The organism is Streptomyces sp. NPDC059037 (assembly GCF_042740015.1).
GTDB lineage: Bacteria > Actinomycetota > Actinomycetes > Streptomycetales > Streptomycetaceae > Streptomyces.
In genome coordinates this window covers 1-14,018 of the sequence record NZ_JBHYIG010000058.1, presented here as the reverse complement: position 1 = coordinate 14,018, position 14,018 = coordinate 1, and the positions used below count along the sequence as shown (strand labels likewise).

Sequence of the window (14,018 nt, the reverse complement as noted above, 5' to 3'; positions counted from 1 at the left end):
CGGTGCAGCGGAAGGCCTACGTACCAGGCGTCGCGGCTCTCCTCGCGGTGCTGCTCGCCGGCTGCACCGGCGGTGGCGGGCTCGGCGGAGAAGCCGACGACTCGAAGCCCGGCGAGCCCGGCAGCTCCACCGCGGCCGCCGAGCCGGGCAAGTACCGCACGCTCCCCGAGCCCTGCGGCGAGGTCGACCTCGACACGCTCGACTCGATGCTGCCGGGCATCGCGGAGATGCCGGACGAGGAGCAGCAGGAGAAGGCGTACGAGGGTGAGCCCACCGTCACGTACGACACCGACCGGCATGTGGGCTGCCGGTGGAAGGTGGAGTCCCCGGACGCCACACACCACCTTCTCGTCGACTTCGAGCGGGTCGTGTCGTACGACACCGCCGTCAGTGATGACACCCGTGCCACCGAGGTCTATGCGTCGAAGGTGCAGAAGGCGGATCTGCCTGAGCCTTCCGGTAGCGCTTCGAGCGATGCCGATGCCGATGCCGACGCCGGTGGCGAGCCTTCGGACGGCGCCAGCAGCGCAGACGCGGGTGAATCCGGCAAGTCGGGCGACAAGGAGAAGGGGAAGGGCAAGGGGAAGGGGGACGACGAGGCGAGCGGTGGTGCCTCCAGCGGTTCGCCCGAGGACGCCGCCACCCCGGCCGGACTCCAGCCCCGCGTCCTCGACGAGTTCGGCGACGAGGCCTTCCTCGACGACGCCCTCACCACCTCCGCCTCCGCCACCCGGCACCGCACGGTGACTGTGGTGTTCCGCACGTCGAACGTCATTGTGACCATCGAGTACGACGAGCAGCCGGGGCGTCGCACCGACATCCCCGACAGCAAGGAAATGCAGGACAAGGCGCAGGAACTGGCGAGCAGCCTGGCCGACGGTTTCGCCGATTAGCGGCGGTTCGGACGGGCGACCGGCTCACGGGAAGCGGAGTCGTCCGCCGCGAGCACGGCGTACCGTGGCCCATCGAACCGATGATGTAGCCGTCCTGAGTGACTTGAGTGAAGGAACCATGCACCGACCAGCACAGCGACTCACCCGCATACTCACCTGCGCAGCCGCCGTACCGGTGATCCTCGTTGCCTCCGGCTGCTCCTCCGACTCCGACTCGGGCTCGGACGGGGCCAAGAAGGACTCGGGCTCGAAGGCCTCTTCCCCGGCCAAGGCGGGCGACAAGCCCGCGGCGGTGGAGAAGGCCGCGTTCGGCAAGCTGCCCGAGCCGTGTGAGGTCCTCTCGAAGAAGACGCTCGAGGACCTGGTCCCGAAGGCGAAGGACAAGTCGGGCAAGGCCGGCGACTCCGACGACACATCGACGCGCGGCACCTGCACGTGGGACAGCCTGGAGAACAACGGCGTCGACGGCTCGCAGTTCCGCTGGCTCCGTGTCTCGCTGATGCGTTTCGACTCGGACGCATCCCTGGGCAGCGGCGAGAAGCGCGCGCAGGAGAGCTTCGCCAACCAGGTCGCGGACGCGCAGAAGACGAAGGACGCGAAGGGCGTCAAGACCGAGCCGGTTCCTGGCGTGGGCGACCAGACGACGACCGTCCGGTACGACCTGAAGAAGGACAAGGAAAGCTTCAAGCAGCAGACGGTCGTGACACGCGTGGAGAACGCGGTCATCACGATCGACTACAACGGCGCGGGCCTGGCGGGCGACAAGGCGCCGAGCGCGTCGGATCTGACGAAGGACGCGCAGAAGGCCGCGAAGGAGGCCGCCGCGGCGGTCGTCTCGGCGAACAAGTCGGCCGGTTCGGGCAGCGGCTCGGGCAGCGGCTCGGGTTCGAGCGCGGGCTCCGGTTCCGACTCGGGTTCGGGCTCCGGTGACGGTTCGGGCAGCGACTCGGACGACTCGTCCAGCCCGAAGAAGCGCAAGAGCTAGCGCAAGAGCTGGCGCAAGAACCGGCGCATCCGCTGCCCGCCCCGCGGGCAACTCGCGGTGCCGTCAAGGCAGTTGTGGAGCCCGGCCCCTGATGGGCCGGGCTCCTGCCGTACCGGCACACCGTCTTCCGCATACGTGTGCCAGGCTGTCGCTCGCAACAAACCGAACAGGGAGGGGTTCGCGGGTGGCCGCGATGCAGCTGACACGCACGCACCGAATACTCATCGGCGTGGTCGTCGCCGGTGCGGTCGTCATCGCCGGTATCGGTTTCGCCGGGTCGTACGCGGCCGTGCGCGAGCTGGCCGAGAAGAAGGGCTTCGGCAGCTTCTCGGTGGTCTTCCCGATCGGCATCGACGCGGGCATCTGCGTCCTGCTGGCGCTCGACCTCCTCCTGACCTGGATCCGTATCCCCTTCCCGCTGCTCCGCCAGACGGCGTGGCTCCTGACGGCCGCGACGATCGCCTTCAACGGCGCGGCGGCCTGGCCGGACCCGCTGGGCGTGGGCATGCACGCCGTCATCCCGGTCCTGTTCGTGGTCGCCGTGGAGGCGGCGCGGCACGCGGTGGGCCGGATCGCGGACATCACCGCGGACAAGCACATGGAGGGTGTGCGCCTGACCCGCTGGCTCCTCTCCCCCGTGCCCACCTTCAAGCTGTGGCGCCGTATGAAGCTGTGGGAGATTCGCTCGTACGAGCAGGTCATCCAGCTGGAGCAGGACCGCCTCATCTACCAGGCCCGTCTCCAGGCCCGCTTCGGCCGCTCCTGGCGCCGCAAGGCTCCGGTGGAGTCGCTGATGCCGCTGCGGCTCGCGCGCTTCGGCGTACCGCTGGCGGAGACGGCGCCCGCGGGGCTCGCCGCGGCGGGGATCGAGCCGGCACTGCTGCCGCCCGCGCCGGTCTCGGCGGAGCCGCTGCAGCCGGAACTGACCGCGCCGCGGGTCCAGGCGGAGCCGCTGCCGGTCGTGCAGGGGGAGACGGGAGAGTCGGCGGAGTCGCCGGAAGAGCAGCAGCCCGCGGCCGCGCACGAGAGCCCGTGGTTCGCGGCTCAGCAGCCTTCATACGTTCCTGAAGAGCCGCACGATCAGTGGTACGCGGAGCAGCAGGCGTACGCGGATCAGCAGGCCTATGCCGAGCAGCAGGCGTATCTGGAGCAGCAGCAGGCGTACTTCGACGAGCAGGGCGCGGGTGCTGCGCCCGCCCCCGAGCCCGAGTTCCCCGTGCCCGCGGGTCCGGGCCGCACGCGGCAGCTCGGCGGCCAGCATCTGATTCCGGGCCCGCGCGAGGAGCAGGCGCCCGAGGACGACGTGCGCGAGGAGGCCCCGGAGACACTGCCCGACGACGCGTCCGGTCTCCCGGACGACGTGTCGCGCGACGAGGCGTACTTCGCGGCGTTCCGCAAGTACGTGAGCGAGCTCGGGGACTACCCCAACGCCCGCCAGTTCGGCCTGTACCTGATGGATCTGTACGGCGTCACGGGCCAGGCGGGCGGCCCTCCCGCGGAGAGCACCCTGCGCCCGTACCTGCGTGACTTCCGGGGCCGCTACCAGGAGGAACTGGACTCCGAGTTCAGCGCGTAACGGGGGCTCAACCCCCGCTGCGGGCGCGGACCTTGCTGCTCTCGCCCCAGAAGGCGAGGGCGGCGCCCACGAGGAACATGGCGAGGTAGCCCGGGGTCGGCACGTCCCACCATTTGTGGACGAGGCCCCACGGCCCGTCCCCGAAGACGCGCCCGAAGAAGCCAAGTCCGCCCTGAATCCCGACGACCCATCCGACGATGGCACTGATTTCCTTCATGCCTCCACGATCACCCGGCCCGGGGCACTGTTCGTCCTGCCCTCGTCGGATCTCCGCGTAGTCCGAAGGATGCAGCCGGCCTGCGGCACGCGAAAGGGCGCCGCCCAGACCACTGGACGGCGCCCCCGTTCACGTACCGCTAAGAGCCAAGCAGCTTGCGCACCCGCTCCGCACCCACGGCAAGCAACAGCGTAGGCAGCCGCGGCCCCGTCTCCCGGGTCACCAGCAGCCGGTAGAGCAGCGCGAAGAACGACCGCTGCGCGACCTTGATCTCCGGCGGCAGTTCCTTCGCCGTGGCATCCGCGGAGAACCCGGCCCGCACCTTCGGCACGCCGTACACCAGGTGGGTGAGACCGTCGAGGGACCAGTGCGAGTCCAGGCCCTCCAGGAGCAGCCGCAGCGACTCGCGCCCCTCGTCGTCCAGGGACGAGAGCAGCTCCGCGTCCGGCTCCGAGCGCACGATCGTCCGCGCGTCGGCCGGGACCTGGGTGGTGATCCAGTTCTCGGCGCGGTCGAGCCGCGGCCGCGCCTCGTCCAGCGAGGTGATCGGGTCGGACGGGTCCAGGTCCCGCAGGATCCGCAGGGTCTGGTCCTCGGCGCCGGCCGTGATGTCCGCGACGGACGCGAGCGTCCGGTACGGCAGCGGGCGCGGCGTCTTCGGCAGTTCACCGGCGGCGGTGCGCACGGCACGCGAGTGCGCGGCGGCGTCGGCGGGCAGCACGGACCCGTCGGCGACCTTCGCGTCCAGCTTGTCCCACTCGTCGTAGAGCCGCTGGATCTCCTGGTCGAAGGCGATCTTGAAGGCCTGGTTGGGCTTGCGCCGCGCGTACAGCCAGCGAAGCAGCGGCGCCTCCATGATCTTCAGCGCGTCGGCCGGGGTCGGCACGCCGCCCTTGGACGACGACATCTTCGCCATCCCCGAGATCCCCACGAACGCGTACATGGGACCGATCGGCTGCACGCCGTCGAAGATCTCGCGGACGATCTGCCCGCCGACGACGAAGGACGACCCGGGAGAGGAGTGGTCCACGCCGCTCGGCTCGAAGATCACGCCCTCGTAGGCCCAGCGCATGGGCCAGTCGACCTTCCAGACCAGCTTGCCCCGGTTGAACTCGCTGAGCCGCACCGTCTCGGTGTGCCCGCAGTCCGCGCACACGTACGCGAGCTCGGTGCTCTCGTCGTCGTACGAGGTGACGGTCGTCAGGTCCTTCTCGCAGGCGCCGCAGTACGGCTTGTACGGGAAGTACCCGCTGGTGCCGCCGCTGCCGTCGTCCTCGCTCGCGGCGCCGGAGCCCTCGGCGGCCTCCAGCTCGGCCTCGTCGACCGGCTTCTGCGACTGCTTCTTCGCCGGGGCCTTCTTGGTCCGGTACTGGTCGAGGATCCCGTCGATGTCGCCGCGGTGCTTCATCGCGTGCAGGATCTGCTCGCGGTAGACCCCGGACGTGTACTGCTCCGTCTGGCTGATGCCGTCGTACTCGACACCCAGCTCGTCGAGCGCCTCCGTCATGGCCGCCTTGAAGTGCTCGGCCCAGTTCGGGTACGCGGACCCGGCCGGTGCGGGCACCGAGGTGAGCGGCTTGCCGATGTGCTGGGCCCAGGACTCGTCGATGCCGGGGACGCCGGCCGGGACCTTGCGGTACCGGTCGTAGTCGTCCCAGGAGATCAGGTGCCTGACCTCGTGCCCGCGCCGCCGGATCTCGTCGGCGACCAGGTGCGGGGTCATGACCTCGCGCAGATTGCCCAGGTGAATGGGGCCGGAGGGGGAGAGTCCGGACGCGACGACGACCGGTTTGCCCGGGGCACGACGCTCCGACTCGGCGATGACCTCGTCCGCGTAGCGGGAGACCCAGTCGGTGGTATCGGTGCTCTGAGCCACGATCGGCACGCCTTTCTTCTTCTACGTGAGTACCGCTTGACGCAGCCATTCTCCCAGCTCCACCCGCAACCGCGAAAACCGCTTTTCCCCCGCCCGCCCGGACCTCCGCCCGCGAAAACCCCTTTACCCCCCGTGGGATACTGGCCGGGTCTATCTGCACCTCGAGGAGAACGGCATCCACTCCATGGCCTCGGTCACGTCCCTCACCGCCTCCGTCCACCAGCGCATCGCGGACGCCCTCTCGGCTGCACTGCCGGAAGCCGGCGCCGCCGATCCGTTGCTGCGACGAAGCGACCGGGCCGACTTCCAGGCCAACGGGATCCTGGCCCTCGCCAAGAAGGCGAAGGCGAACCCGCGGGAGCTTGCGACGCAGGTCGTCTCGGCGATCACCGCCCCCGACCTGATCAAGGACGTCGAGGTCTCGGGCCCCGGCTTCCTGAACATCACGGTCACCGACAAGGCCATCACCGAGAACCTCGCGGCGCGGTACGCCGACACGGACCGCCTCGGCGTTCCGTACGCGGAGCACCCCGGCACGACGGTCATCGACTACGCCCAGCCGAACGTGGCCAAGGAGATGCACGTCGGCCACCTGCGGAACTCGGTCATCGGCGACTCGGTGGTCCAGATCCTGGAGTTCACCGGCGAGAAGGTCGTCCGGCGCCACCACATCGGCGACTGGGGCACCCAGTTCGGCATGCTCGTGCAGTACCTGATCGAGCACCCGGACGAGCTGGGCCACGAGCACACCGAGGGCCAGCAGGCGGGCGAGGAGGCGATGTCCGGCCTCAACCGCGTCTACAAGGCCTCGAAGGTGCTCTTCGACGCCGACGAGGAGTTCAAGACGCGGGCCCGGCGCCGGGTCGTGGACCTGCAGGCGGGCGACCCGGAAACCCTCGCGATCTGGCAGCGGTTCGTCGACGAGTCGAAGGTCTACTTCTACTCGGTCTTCAACAAGCTGGACGTGGAGATCGCCGACGCCGACATCGTCGGCGAGTCCGGCTACAACGACATGCTGGCGGAGACCTGCCGCATGCTGGAGGAGTCCGGCGTCGCGGTCCGGTCGAACGGCGCTCTGTGCGTCTTCTTCGACGACGTGAAGGGCCCGGACGGCAACCCGTCCCCGCTGATCGTCCAGAAGTCCGACGGCGGCTTCGGGTACGCGGCGACCGACCTCTCCGCGATCCGCGACCGCGTCTTCAACCTGAAGGCGGACACGCTGCTTTACGTCGTGGACGCGCGGCAGTCCCTGCACTTCAAGATGGTCTTCGAGACGGCCCGCAGGGCGGGCTGGCTGACGGAGAACGTGACGGCGGTGCAGCTCGGCTTCGGCACGGTCCTCGGCAAGGACGGCAAGCCGTTCAAGACCCGTGAGGGCGAGACGGTGCGCCTGATCGACCTCCTCGACGAGGCGATCGACCGCGCGTCGGCCATCGTCCGCGAGAAGGCCCAGGACCTCTCGGACGAGGAGATCGCCGAGCGCGGCGCCCAGGTGGGCATCGGCGCGGTGAAGTACGCGGACCTGTCGACGTCGGCGGTGCGGGACTACAAGTTCGACCTGGACCAGATGGTGTCGCTGAACGGCGACACGTCGGTGTACCTCCAGTACGCGTACGCCCGTATCCAGTCGATCCTGCGCAAGGCGGGCGACGTGCGCCCGAAGGCCCACCCGGAGCTCGAACTGGCCGACGCGGAGCGAGCGTTGGGCCTGCACCTGGACCAGTTCGCGGAGACGGTGGCGGAGGTCGCGGCGGAGTACGCACCGCACAAGCTGGCGGCGTACCTCTACCAACTGGCGTCGCTGTACACGACGTTCTACGACAAGTGCCCGGTCCTCAAGGCGGACACCCCGACCCAGGTCGAGAACCGCCTGTTCCTCTGCGACCTCACGGCCCGCACCCTCCACCAGGGAATGGCACTGCTGGGCATCAGGACGCCTGAGCGGCTCTGATCACGGCAGGGTCCCGCGCCCCGGTTTTTAGGGGCGCGGGGAACTGCGCGACAAGCCACATACGGCCCGCAGATCTCAACCCGCCAGCGCACCCCCAAGCCTCCGCAGCCCCTCAGCAATCTCATCCGGCGTCTGCGTCACAAAGCACATCCGCAGCGTCGACCGATCCGGCTCCCCCGCATAGAACGGCGCCCCGGGAACGTACGCGACGTCATGCTTGACGACCTCCGGCAGCAGCGCAGCCGTGTCGTACCCCTCAGGCAGCTTCGCCCACACGAACATGCCGCCCTCGGGCCGAATCCAGCCGGCCCCGTCAGGCAACGCATCGCCGAGCCCCGCGAGCATCGCGTCCCGGTGCACCCGATACTCCCCCGCGACGCGAGCCACATGCGCGTCGAGATCGTTGTCCGCCAAGTACCGCGCCGCGGCAAGCTGGTTGACGGTGGGCGTATGCAGATCCGCGGCCTGCTTGGCGATGACGCAGGCCCGCAGCAGCGCCGCGGGCCCCCGCAGCCAGCCGAGCCGCATGCCCGGCGCCATGACCTTGGAGAAGCTGCCGAGCAGTACGGTGCGGTCCTCGGCCCCGGGGTACGAGGCGATCCACGGCACGCGCTCGCCCTCGAAGCGCAGCTCTCCGTAGGGGTCGTCCTCGATGATCCACAGCCCCCTGCGGGCCGCGACGTCCGCGATCGCGGCGCGCCGCTCGGCGGGCATGGTGCGGCCGGTGGGGTTCTGGAAGGTGGGGACGGTGTAGAGCAGCTTGGGGCGGTGCAGGGCGACCAGTTCGTCGAGGGCGGCCGGGTCGATGCCCGCCTCGTCGCAGGGCACGGGCACGATGTGCGCGCCGGCGAACCCGAAGGCCTGCAGCGCCGCCAGGTAGCAGGGGCTCTCGACGAGTATGGTCTCGCCGGGTTCGATGAGAGCGGTGGCGAGGAGCGAGAGCGCCTGCTGCGAACCGGTGGTGATCACGAGGTCGTCGGCGTCGGTTGCAAGGCCGCGCACCGCGAAGCGTGAGGCGATGGCGGCACGCAGCGTCGGCTCGCCCTCGGTCGTGGAGTACTGGAGCGCGCGTTCGGGCTGCTCGGCGAGGACCGCGGCGAAGGCGGCGGCGATGCCGGCCTTGTCGAAGAGGCCGGGGGCGGGCAGACCGCCCGCGAAGTTGATCACCTCGGGCCGCGCGGTGACGGCCAAAATGTCCCGTACCGGCGAGCCGCCGACCGAGGCGGCACGCGCGGCGAGCGGCGGCGTGGGGACTGCGGCAGGGGCGGGCTCGGTCACGGTCACGGCGGCGGCTCCTTCGGCTCGGACAGCTGTGCCCGCACCCTAAGCACGTAGGTGCCGCCTACATGCGCCATTCCGGGATACGGACGGGCTGCCGCCGCCGCTGACTTCCTGGGCGCTCACCCGTCGAGCGGGGCGATCCACTGCGAGCCGCCGTTGGGCCAGCCGTACGTCGGCCGCCCCTCGCGGCCGCTGGTGCGGAACGGCTTGCCCTGGTCGTCGATGCGGAGCACCCCGTGCCGTTCGCCGCTCGACCACTCCAGTTCCAGATACCAACGGACGTCGTGCGCCTCGGCGTTGGCCTTGATGTAGAAGACCTCGGGGTCGCTCTCGCTCACCTTGTACGGGAAGTCCCGCTGCCCCGCCTTGGGCGCGACGCGCGGCGCGGCGTCGTCGAGGTCGACGCCGAAGGACTTGGTGTCGACGCCGCCGCCACAGCCGACTCCCATCGCGTAGTCGTTCCAGTCCAGTGGCGACGCGGTGCTCTGTACGCGGACGTCCATGCCCTGCAGTACGACGGTGTCCTTGCCCATGCCCTGCAGGGTGACCTCGATGAACTGCTCGCCCGACGAGACGGCCCCGAGGTCGGCGGCCCAGCCGGGGGCGTCCTGCTCGACCGGCGGCCGGGGTACCTGGTTCGGCTTGCGGTCGATCAGGAAGTGCTGGCTGCAGGGCTCTTCGTAGACGTACGGCCTGGTGCGCGCGGCGAGGGGCACGCCGAGGTCGCCGCGGCGCTCGTCCCCTTGCGGGGCGGGGGACTTGGCGCCGCCGCCGGTCGCGCCGCCCTTGCGCCCTTCGGAGGGCGGCGCGGAGGCGGAGCGCTCCTTCTTCTCCTTGCCGTCGGGCGCGTGCTCCGCGCCCTTGGAGGGAGAGGCGGAAGCAGCGGCCGAGGGCCCGCCGCCGGCGGTCGCGGCACCCTTCCGCTTGCCGCCGTCTCCGTCTCCACCGCCCTTGCCCGGAACTCCGTTCAGAGCAAGGGCGGTTGAAGCAAGCACCACGGCTACGGCCACAGCAGCGAGAGCAACGGCACGACGCCGCCGCCGGCCACGAGGCCGCGCTGCCGGTACGTCCGCCGCTGCCGGCTGCTCTTCCTGCGGGTCGGCGGGCACAGGCCCGGCTGCCGGGCCACCAGGGTCGGCAGAGCTCCGCTTCCCCCGCCCCGCGTCGGCGAGAATCCACCGCCGGTGGACCTCGACCAGCTCCTCCGGCGACGCATCGCACAGCCGGGCCAGCTTCTCCACCGTCGCGAACGCCGTGGGCACCGCATCCCCGTTGCAGTACCGATGCAACGTGGACGTGCTCACATGCAGCCGCTTGGCCAGCACCCCGTAACTGAGCCCGGACCGCCCCTTGAGCTCCCGCAACAACTCCGCGAAGTCCCCCGCGCCGCCCACCGAGCCCCTCCCCTGCCGTCAACCCCCGAGATCCATCCAAGCACGCCGCCGGACGGGAGGGGTGCGGCAGTTCGGGCTACCGGCCACTTCTGGTCACCCGAACATGCCGGGCTCGTAGTCGCCCGCCGGCTGCTGCACGATGACGTTCACGCGGTTGTAGGCGTTGATGAGGGCTATCAGGGAAGCCAGCGCGGCGAGCTGCTCCTCGTCGTAGTGCTTGGCGGCGTCCGCCCAGGCCTCGTCGGTGACCCCGCCGGCCGCGTCCGCGATACGGGTGCCCTGCTCCGTCAGCTCCAGGGCGGCGCGCTCGGCGTCGCTGAAGACCTTGGCCTCGCGCCAGGCCGCGACCAGGTTGAGGCGCACCGAGGTCTCACCGGCGGCGGCAGCGTCCTTGGTGTGCATGTCGGTGCAGAATCCGCAGCCGTTGATCTGGCTGGCGCGGATCTTCACCAGCTCCTGCGTCTCCGCGGGCAGCGTCGAGTCCGAGATGACCTTGCCCGCCGAGTTGAAGTGCCGCACGAGCTTGTTGGTGACCTCGTTGCCGAACAGGTTCAGCCTGGCTTCCATGACGAACTCCTCTGTATCGCTTCTTTGTGGCTACACATGTCTGACGGACGGGCTCGCCAAGATGTGACATCCCCCTGGTCCACCGCCCTGACCAGCTCACACACCTTTCAGTAAGTACCGCACCAAAAAGTCGGTACTTGTCCCGTCCGCAGGACCCCCCGAGGATCAAAGGCATCCCCAGACGATCCCCAGACGCCCTTCCGAAGGAGCCCCCGTGCCCAGCGACAACGCCCCCGTATCCGTCCTCGGCCTCGGCCTGATGGGCTCCGCCCTCGCCGCCGCGCTGATCAGGGCGGGCCACCCGACGACCGTCTGGAACCGCACCGCCGCCAAGACCGGCCCGTTGGTCGCCCAGGGCGCGACCCCGGCGGCGACCGCCGCGGAGGCCATCACGGCCGCACCGCTCGTCATCGTCTGCCTCACCACCAACGACGGCGTCCGCGCCCTCCTCACCCCGGAGACGGACGCCCTCGCGGGCCGCACGGTCGTGAACCTCACCAACGGAACGCCCGCCCAGGCAAGGGAGTTGGCCGACTGGGCGGCGGCCCACGGCATCACGTACATCGACGGCGGCATCATGGCCGTACCGCAGATGATCGCGACGCCCGCCGCGTACATCCTCTACAGCGGCACCGACGAGGACGCCTTCGCGACGCACCGCCCCACCCTCGCCGCGCTCGCCGACACCAAGTGGGTCGGCAAGGACCCCGGTCTCGCGGCCCTCTACGACCTCTCCCTGCTCACCGGCATGTACGGCATGGTGATGGGCGTCGTCCAGGCCTACGCGCTGATCGGCAGCGCGGGCGTACCGGCGACCGAGTTCGCGCCGCTGCTCAAGGACTGGGTCAACGCCATGACGAACGGTCTCGTCCCCGGTATGGCCGAGGCACTGGACTCCGGGCAGCACCTCACGGACGTCTCGTCCCTCGAAATCAACCAGGCCGCGCTGCCCAACTTCCTTACGGCGTACGCCCAGGCGGGCATCAGCGACGAGCTGTTCGCGCCGCTCCAGGGCCTCCTGGACCGCTCGATCGCCGAGGGCCACGCGGCGGACGGCCTCTCGCGCCTGGCGACCCTGCTGAAGAAGGACTAGGTCCCTGCGTGCGGGCTAGGGTACGAGCACGACCTTGCCCGTGGTCTCCCGCCGCTCCATGGCCGCATGGGCCAGGGCCGCGTCCGCCAGCGGGAACGTCTGCACCGCGGGCACCAACTCCCCCTTGGCGGCGGCCTCCAGGGCCCGCCGCTCGTGTTCGGGCCCGTCCTCGGGGTGCTCGATCAGCCGCAGCAGGGCGTTGGCGACGGAGATCCCCCGCCGCTCCAGCACACCCGCGTCCGGCTCGAAGCCCTCCTGGGACGACCACCCGATGACCACGTACCGGCCGCCGTCACCGATCAGGCCGAAGGCGGCAGCGGACTTCTCGCCGCCCACCCCGTCGAGTACGACGCTCACGCTCCGCCCGTCGAGGCGCTCCCGCACGAGGTCCGTCCAGCCGGGCTCGTTGTAGTCGACGGCGAGATCGGCGCCGAGCCCCCAGACGTCCTCGACCTTGTCGGGCCCGCCGGCGGCACCGATCACGACGGCTCCGAGCTCCACGGCGTACTGGACGACGAGCCGCCCGACCCCGCCGGCGGCGGACGTCACCAACACCACGTCGTCGGAGGTGAGTTGAGCGACATCAAGGAGCCCCATAGCCGTCGCCCCGGTCATCACCATCGTCACGGCGGCCTCGTGTCCGAGCCCGTCCGGCACCTCGTGCAGCTGCCCCGTCTCGGCCACGGCCAGCTCGGCGTACCCGCCGGGCACGCTGCGCGAGGTGACGACGGCCCGACCGAGCCAGCCGGGATCCACATCGGGCCCGACCGCGTCGACGACCCCCGCGACCTCCCCGCCGAACACGGAAGGCAGCTGCGGCAGCGGCGGCGCCATGTCGCTCGCGTCGCCCCGCCGCATGACGGTCTCGACGAAGTGAACTCCCGCCGCCCGCACGGAGATCCGCACCTGACCCGGCCCCGCGACGGGGTCGGGCAGGGTCTCGTACGTCAGATTCTCGGCGGGCCCGAACTCATGCAGAACCACGGCGCGCATATGTCCTCCTCAGAACGTCTATGCACACCACCCTGCAACCTCAAGCAAGCTTGAGGTCAACCGGTCACAGCTGCTTGGCGACCTCGGTGGCCCAGTAGGTGAGGATCATGTTCGCGCCCGCCCGCTTGATGCCGGTGAGGGACTCCATGATCGCCTTGTCCCGGTCGATCCAGCCCCGCTCGGCGGCGGCCTCGATCATCGCGTACTCGCCACTGATCTGGTACGCCGCCACCGGCACGTCCACCGCGTCGGCGACCCGCGCCAGGATGTCCAGGTAGGGCCCGGCCGGCTTCACCATCACCATGTCGGCGCCCTCTTCGAGGTCGAGCGCCAACTCCCGCAGGGATTCCCGGGCGTTGGCCGGGTCCTGCTGGTAGGTCTTGCGGTCGCCCTTCAGGGACGACCCGACGGCCTCGCGGAACGGGCCGAAGAAGGCCGACGAGTACTTCACCGTGTACGCGAGGATCGACACGTCGTCGTGGCCCGTCTGGTCCAACGCGTCCCGGATCACACCGATCTGACCGTCCATCATGCCGCTCGGGCCCACCACATGGGCCCCCGCGTCGGCCTGGACCTGGGCCATCTCGGCGTACCGCTCCAGGGTCGCGTCGTTGTCGACACGCCCTTGCTCGTCGAGCACTCCGCAGTGCCCGTGGTCGGTGAACTCGTCGAGGCACAGGTCGGACATGACGATGAGGTCGTCACCGACCTCCGCGCGTACGTCCCGCAGCGCCAGCTGCAGGATCCCGTCCGGGTCCGTGCCGACGGTCCCCGCGGCGTCCTTCTTCTCCTCCTCGGGAACCCCGAAGAGCATGATCCCGGAGACCCCCGCCTCCAGCGCCTCGACGGCGGCCTTCTTCAGGCTGTCGCGGGTGTGCTGGACGACGCCGGGCATGGCACCGATCGCCACGGGCTCGGTGATCCCCTCGCGTACGAACGCGGGCAGGATCAGATCTGCCGGGTGAAGACGGGTCTCCGCGACCATGCGCCGCATGGCGGGGGTGGTCCGCAGCCGACGGGGCCGCGCCCCGGGGAAGGATCCGTACTTGGTCACGATCTCTCTCACCTCACGCTGTTCTGTGTGATCCCCGGCCACACACAACCTCGATCCCGAAACGGGGGGGGGGGGGGGGGGGTGTGCGCCCCCCCCCGCGGGGTGGGGGGGGCTCGGGGGGCGCGGGGGCCGGGTGAG

General features: G+C 70.3%; 12 protein-coding genes. 5 read left to right on the top strand and 7 right to left on the bottom strand.

Features of this window, described 5'->3' with window-relative positions:
• Window positions 1-2: 2 nt before the first annotated feature.
• The 3 genes from ACFWY6_RS14935 to ACFWY6_RS14925 all read left to right on the top strand — a co-directional run bounded on the left by ACFWY6_RS14935 (window position 3) and on the right by ACFWY6_RS14925 (window position 3,454).
• Window positions 3-893, top strand: a complete 891-nt coding sequence (locus ACFWY6_RS14935; RefSeq protein ID WP_384689515.1) for a DUF3558 domain-containing protein — start codon at window positions 3-5, stop codon at window positions 891-893.
• A 118-nt stretch (window positions 894-1,011) separates the two neighbouring features.
• A complete protein-coding gene (locus ACFWY6_RS14930; protein ID WP_384689514.1) occupies window positions 1,012-1,878 on the top strand; it encodes a DUF3558 domain-containing protein in 867 nt (288 codons plus the stop codon).
• A gap of 184 nt (window positions 1,879-2,062) precedes the next feature.
• Window positions 2,063-3,454, top strand: a complete 1,392-nt coding sequence (locus ACFWY6_RS14925; RefSeq protein ID WP_384689511.1) for a DUF2637 domain-containing protein — start codon at window positions 2,063-2,065, stop codon at window positions 3,452-3,454.
• A 7-nt stretch (window positions 3,455-3,461) separates the two neighbouring features.
• Here the strand turns inward: ACFWY6_RS14925 and ACFWY6_RS14920 are convergent, their stop codons facing one another.
• Both ACFWY6_RS14920 and lysS read right to left on the bottom strand, forming a co-directional pair.
• On the bottom strand, window positions 3,462-3,671 hold the full coding sequence (locus ACFWY6_RS14920; RefSeq protein ID WP_384689508.1) for a hypothetical protein: 210 nt from the start codon (window positions 3,669-3,671) through the stop codon (window positions 3,462-3,464).
• A 139-nt stretch (window positions 3,672-3,810) separates the two neighbouring features.
• Complete coding sequence (gene lysS / locus ACFWY6_RS14915; protein ID WP_384689505.1) at window positions 3,811-5,556, bottom strand: lysine--tRNA ligase; 1,746 nt, start codon at window positions 5,554-5,556, stop codon at window positions 3,811-3,813.
• Window positions 5,557-5,731: 175 nt separating this feature from the next.
• On the opposite strand from lysS, the gene argS reads away from it, so the two are divergent.
• Complete coding sequence (argS, locus tag ACFWY6_RS14910; protein WP_384689502.1) at window positions 5,732-7,498, top strand: arginine--tRNA ligase; 1,767 nt, start codon at window positions 5,732-5,734, stop codon at window positions 7,496-7,498.
• A 75-nt stretch (window positions 7,499-7,573) separates the two neighbouring features.
• Here the strand turns inward: argS and ACFWY6_RS14905 are convergent, their stop codons facing one another.
• The 3 genes from ACFWY6_RS14905 to ACFWY6_RS14895 form a co-directional block, all read right to left on the bottom strand.
• Window positions 7,574-8,782 (bottom strand): PLP-dependent aminotransferase family protein, encoded by a 1,209-nt coding sequence (locus ACFWY6_RS14905; RefSeq protein WP_384689500.1) that lies wholly within the window; start codon window positions 8,780-8,782, stop codon window positions 7,574-7,576.
• Between the two features lie 116 nt (window positions 8,783-8,898).
• Window positions 8,899-10,173 carry a helix-turn-helix domain-containing protein gene (locus ACFWY6_RS14900; RefSeq protein WP_384689497.1) on the bottom strand — a complete coding sequence of 425 codons (1,275 nt, stop codon included), beginning with the start codon at window positions 10,171-10,173 and terminating at the stop codon, window positions 8,899-8,901.
• Between the two features lie 93 nt (window positions 10,174-10,266).
• The gene (locus ACFWY6_RS14895) at window positions 10,267-10,740 is read right to left on the bottom strand and encodes a carboxymuconolactone decarboxylase family protein (RefSeq protein ID WP_384689495.1); all 474 of its coding nucleotides are present in this window, start codon (window positions 10,738-10,740) and stop codon (window positions 10,267-10,269) included.
• 214 nt (window positions 10,741-10,954) lie between these two features.
• Between ACFWY6_RS14895 and ACFWY6_RS14890 the strand changes: the two genes are divergently transcribed.
• Window positions 10,955-11,833, top strand: coding sequence for an NAD(P)-dependent oxidoreductase (locus ACFWY6_RS14890; RefSeq protein WP_384689493.1), 879 nt, complete (start codon window positions 10,955-10,957; stop codon window positions 11,831-11,833).
• A 15-nt stretch (window positions 11,834-11,848) separates the two neighbouring features.
• On the opposite strand, the gene ACFWY6_RS14885 is transcribed toward ACFWY6_RS14890, so the two are convergent.
• Both ACFWY6_RS14885 and hemB read right to left on the bottom strand, forming a co-directional pair.
• Window positions 11,849-12,826, bottom strand: a complete 978-nt coding sequence (locus ACFWY6_RS14885) for a zinc-binding dehydrogenase (protein ID WP_384689490.1) — start codon at window positions 12,824-12,826, stop codon at window positions 11,849-11,851.
• A gap of 64 nt (window positions 12,827-12,890) precedes the next feature.
• Window positions 12,891-13,880, bottom strand: a complete 990-nt coding sequence (hemB, locus tag ACFWY6_RS14880) for a porphobilinogen synthase (protein ID WP_384689488.1) — start codon at window positions 13,878-13,880, stop codon at window positions 12,891-12,893.
• Window positions 13,881-14,018 lie beyond the last annotated feature (138 nt).

Coding starts and splice junctions, on each gene's coding strand:
- ACFWY6_RS14885 (WP_384689490.1), bottom strand. CDS start 12,826: ATGCGCGCCGTGGTTCTGCATGAGTTCGGGCCCGCCGAGAATCTGACG.
- ACFWY6_RS14930 (WP_384689514.1), top strand. CDS start 1,012: ATGCACCGACCAGCACAGCGACTCACCCGCATACTCACCTGCGCAGCC.
- argS (WP_384689502.1), top strand. CDS start 5,732: ATGGCCTCGGTCACGTCCCTCACCGCCTCCGTCCACCAGCGCATCGCG.
- ACFWY6_RS14895 (WP_384689495.1), bottom strand. CDS start 10,740: ATGGAAGCCAGGCTGAACCTGTTCGGCAACGAGGTCACCAACAAGCTC.
- ACFWY6_RS14920 (WP_384689508.1), bottom strand. CDS start 3,671: ATGAAGGAAATCAGTGCCATCGTCGGATGGGTCGTCGGGATTCAGGGC.